The organism is Nodosilinea sp. LEGE 07298, from assembly GCF_015207265.1.
GTDB lineage: Bacteria > Cyanobacteriota > Cyanobacteriia > Phormidesmidales > Phormidesmidaceae > Nodosilinea.
Genome location: NZ_JADEXE010000437.1, coordinates 1 through 4,250, shown reverse-complemented (window position 1 = coordinate 4,250; position 4,250 = coordinate 1). Strand labels below are relative to the sequence as shown.

Genomic DNA, 4,250 nt, shown 5'->3' with positions numbered 1-4,250 from the left:
GTGGATGGGTAGGCGAGTCGGTTCCTGAGCGGAGTCGAAGGAGAGGGTGGGCGTGAGGAGGTGTTCATGCAGCAAATACCTGCTCAACAATTCTCTAATAGAAAGAAAAGCGCTTTCTAAAGAATTTCTAAACTCTCACCTGTAATAGAGGGCATTAGAGCACCTGCTCAGAACTCTAAAGAGGTGCCCTACAGTATTACAAGGATATCTTTATGACAGGTCGTTTAGAACGCAAGGTCGCCATCATTACGGGGGCTGCTACCGGCATCGGCGAAGCGATCGCCCACAAGTTTGCCGCCGAAGGGGCCAGGGTTGTGCTTAACGGGCTGCCCGATGACCCGATCGATGATGTGGCCCAGGCGATTCGTCAGCACGGCAGCGAGGTCGCCGTCTACAAGGGCGATATTTCTCAGGCTGAAGAGGCCCAGGCCTGTGTGCAGGCGGCGATCGATGCCTTTGGCCAAATCGACATTTTGATCAACAATGCCGGGGTATTTCTGGTCACCGCCGAAACTCAAGACTACCCGGTCGAGCTGTTCGATCGCACCATTCAAATGAATATTCGCTCCGCCTTTTTGATGACCAAGTACGCCCTGCCCTACCTACAGCAAAGCCGGGGCAATATTGTCTCCGCCGGGTCTGAGGCCGGGTTCAACGGTCTGGCCCAAAACACCACCTACGGCGGCACCAAAGGCTGGGTGCACTCCTTTATGAAAGGGGTGGCGGTCGAGCAGGCCAAGCACGGCGTGCGGGCTAACTGCGTCTGCCCCGGCGCGATCGACACTGCTTGGACCCACAAAGAAACCGGCCCCATGGACGAGCAAATGGAGAAAATGCTGATTCAGGCTACCCCCATGGCGCGTCGCGGCACCGCTGAAGAAATGGCCAATGTCTACGCCTTTTTGGCCAGCGACGAAGCCAGCTATGTCACGGGTGCTCTGTGGCTAGCCGACGGCGGCGTCACCGTAGCCAAAGGCTCCGTCGGTAGTCAGGTACCCGACGAGCTTAAGCGCGAACCCACCGGCCAGCTCTCCGACCTGCGCCACAGCCGCGAAGGCCTCGCCAACAAAACCACCAAAACCCTGAAGTAGGCAACCGTAGGGTGCATTGCTTCGCGAATGCACCCTCGAACAGCCCATCAATTGAGGGGATCATCAGCGGTGCATTGCGGCTCCAGCAGTGAGGTTAAAGCAAGCTCAGCGATCTTAAAGCCGCAAATGCACCCTACACCCTAGAGGCTTCGACTCCGCTCAGCCTCCGACTTCTCACCTCCTCATCTCCTCACTTCCTCACCCCTCATCTCCCCACTTCCTCACCCCCATCTCCCCATGCCTGCGATCGACATCCTCATCCCCACCTTCAAACGGTCCGATGCCCTGGCGGCAACCCTAACCGGCCTCTGTGCCCAAACCTGTCAAGATTTTCGCGTCACGGTTTCTGACCAAACCGACGATCTTGACCTTAATTCCTTAGGCACGATTCAAACAGTGCTGCGAGTGCTAGATGCTCACGGTAACGTGCCGCGTCTGCTCAAGCACCTGCCTCGGCGCGGCATTGCTGAGCACCGTCAGTTTTTGCTAGAGCAGGCCAACGCTCCCTACGTGCTGTTTCTCGATGACGATGTGCTGCTAGAGCCCTGGGTGCTGGAGCTGCTTCTGACCACCATGCAGCGCGAAGGGTGCGGCTTTGTCGGCAACCCGTTGACTGGCCTCAGCTATCGCGACGATGTGCGTCCCGACGAGCAGCAGCCGTTTACACCCTGGCAGGGGCCTGTGCAGCCTGAAACTGTTGAAAAAGGTACCCCTGAGTGGGAGCGCTGGCGGCTCCACAACGCGGCCAATCCCCTGCATCTGCAAACCAAGTTTGGCTTTACCCCAGAGCGCCCCTGCACCTACCACGTTGCCTGGGTGGCTGGCTGTGTTTTGTTCGATCGCGCCAAGCTGCAGGCGGTGGGCGGGTTTACCTTTTGGTCAGATCTGCCGCCCGAGAGCTGTGGCGAAGACGTGCTGGTGCAGCAGCGGGTAATGAAGCACTACGGCGGTTGCGGCGTGCTGCCCTCAGGGGCTTACCACCAAGAGCTGCCGACCACGATTAGCGATCGCACCCACAACGCCCCCAACCTGCTGCCCGTCTAGCTGATATTCATCTCACCGCTAAATCACACCTCTGGCCCCGGCTTTTTCCCTCAGCGGTAAGAGCACAGTGCCGTCTATTTTCTTCACCATAAAGCTAGATACAACCTTGCACAGACTGCTTACACAGACTTACTTAGAGGAGAAAACAGACCTATGGCTTGGCCAGTTAAGAGCAGATTCATTGGTGGATTGGCCGGAGCGCTGATGTTAGGTCTACCGAGTACCGCAATTGCCACCCCTGTTGTCGTTCAGCCTCAGGCGGCTAGCGGCGTGGCACAGATCAGGCTCAGCCTGGGAGAACTATTCCAAAACGTCTTTCGCTACATTCAGGTCAGCACCATTTCTGACCAGGAAGAAGTCGAGCTGGGCCGCCAAATTAATCAAATGGTGCTGAGTCAGCAGTACCAGCTTTACAACAACCGGCAGGTGCAGCAGTACGTTGACCGGGTGGGGCAGCGGCTTGTTGCCGCCAGCGACAGCCGCGACATTCCCTTCACCTTTCAGGTTGTAGCCAGCGATGAAGTCAACGCCTTTGCCACACCGGGGGGCTTTGTTTACGTCACCACGGGGCTGTTGCAAGAGGCCGACAACGAAGCTCAGCTGGCCTCGGTACTGGCCCACGAAATTGCCCACATTAACGAGCGCCACAGCGTTCAGGCCCTGCGGCGGGCCGTGTTGGCCCAGGGAATTGCCGAGACCGCCGGAGTAGAAATGAATGCCCTGGCCCAGGTTGGCTACCAGGTCGCCTTCGAACTGCCGCGATCGCGCGATTATGAGTACGCCGCCGATGCCGCCGGGCTGCAAATTCTTCAGGCGGCGGGCTACCCACCTCAGGCCTTCGTCAATTTTCTAGAACAGTTGATGGATTCCTCCGCCCAGCCAGAATTTTTGCGCACTCACCCCACTGGCGACAGCCGCATTCGCGAACTGCAATCTCAGTACAGCAGCAGTGCTAACGCGCCCCGGCAGGGTACCAGCACGAACGCTTACCAAGAGGCTATTTCTCCGCTCTATTGAAGCGAGGAAACCAGCTCTGCTTGGGCTGATGTTCCCTTAACCCCTACCCTCAGAAAGAGGCTGCTTTACAATCCGCTCGATACTTTGAATAGAGAAGTTCGAGAGCGTGGTTTTGAGTTTCAAGCTGCCGTCAAAATCCTTTAAACCTAACCTGTAACTTTTCTTAAAGCTACAGACGGATAGGGAGCTAAAGCGGTTTGAAGCTCAAAACTTTCTTGACATAATTTTTTCGTTTATTTTTTAAGCGTAGAAAATAGCATTCCGTCTGTTTTCTTAGGCGATTTCAAGTATAGGCAATTCTATCGATGGCGAAATCAGACAGCAAGACTACGACCGACCACAACACCATCAAGGAGTGGGTTGAGTCGCGAGGTGGCTTTCCTGCCACAGTTAAAAGCACTAAGGATAACGGCGAACCCGGTCTGCTGCGTATTGACTTTCCCGGCTACAGCGGCGAAGACTCTCTGGAGCGTATCGAGTGGGACGATTTTTTTGACAAATTTGAAGAAAGCAACCTCGCGCTGCTGTACCAGGAAGAGCTAAAGAGCGGAGAAGAAAGCCGATTTTGTAAGTTGGTGAGCCGGTAAACCTAGGCGAGCGCTGAGTTTCAAATTTGGCTCTTAACTCAAACGTCTTTTTCTGCCGTGACCTATATTCTCTTCATCGAACTCCTCGGCGGCTTGGGTGATGTGCTAATTGCCCTACCGGCCATCCAGGCGTTGGCCGCTTCCCACGCCCCGGTGCACATGACCGTGCTTACGTTTGCACCAGGCGATCAGCTGCTCGCTCATCATCCCCTGGTGCAGCAGGTTTGGCGGGTGCCACCTGGCCAAGCTCAAGTCGCCGTGGCAAAAGCTTTGCGGGTTCCCTTTGACCTCATCGTCACCGATACCACCTACGACGGTATTGCTGAGTTGGTCGAGCACCACGGCACCGGGCGCACGGTCACCAACCTGTGGCGCAGCCCGCCCGCCGATCAGCTGGTGAGCGATCGCATGCTGCACATCCTCCAGGCCGAATCGCTCGTCACCGCCGAAGCCGCCCAAGCCCACCGCCACCCCCGCCTGCACCTGAACGAGGCAGAACAGGCCTCTGTAC

The 4,250-nt window shown here is 56.6% G+C and carries 5 protein-coding genes; all 5 read left to right on the top strand.

What is annotated here, in order from left to right:
- The first annotated feature begins 212 nt into the window (after positions 1–212).
- Complete coding sequence (locus tag IQ273_RS31150) at positions 213–1,091, top strand: SDR family NAD(P)-dependent oxidoreductase (RefSeq protein ID WP_194026965.1); 879 nt, start codon at positions 213–215, stop codon at positions 1,089–1,091.
- Between the two features lie 237 nt (positions 1,092–1,328).
- Entirely contained in the window at positions 1,329–2,135 is an 807-nt protein-coding gene (locus IQ273_RS31145) for a glycosyltransferase family A protein (RefSeq protein ID WP_194026964.1), read from the top strand.
- Positions 2,136–2,288: 153 nt separating this feature from the next.
- Positions 2,289–3,152 (top strand): M48 family metallopeptidase, encoded by an 864-nt coding sequence (locus IQ273_RS31140; protein WP_194026963.1) that lies wholly within the window; start codon positions 2,289–2,291, stop codon positions 3,150–3,152.
- Positions 3,153–3,457: 305 nt separating this feature from the next.
- Complete coding sequence (locus IQ273_RS31135) at positions 3,458–3,739, top strand: hypothetical protein (RefSeq protein WP_194026962.1); 282 nt, start codon at positions 3,458–3,460, stop codon at positions 3,737–3,739.
- Between the two features lie 57 nt (positions 3,740–3,796).
- Positions 3,797–4,250, top strand: a 454-nt coding sequence (locus IQ273_RS31130) for a glycosyltransferase family 9 protein (protein ID WP_228054239.1), incomplete at its 3' end; no start/stop codon positions are given.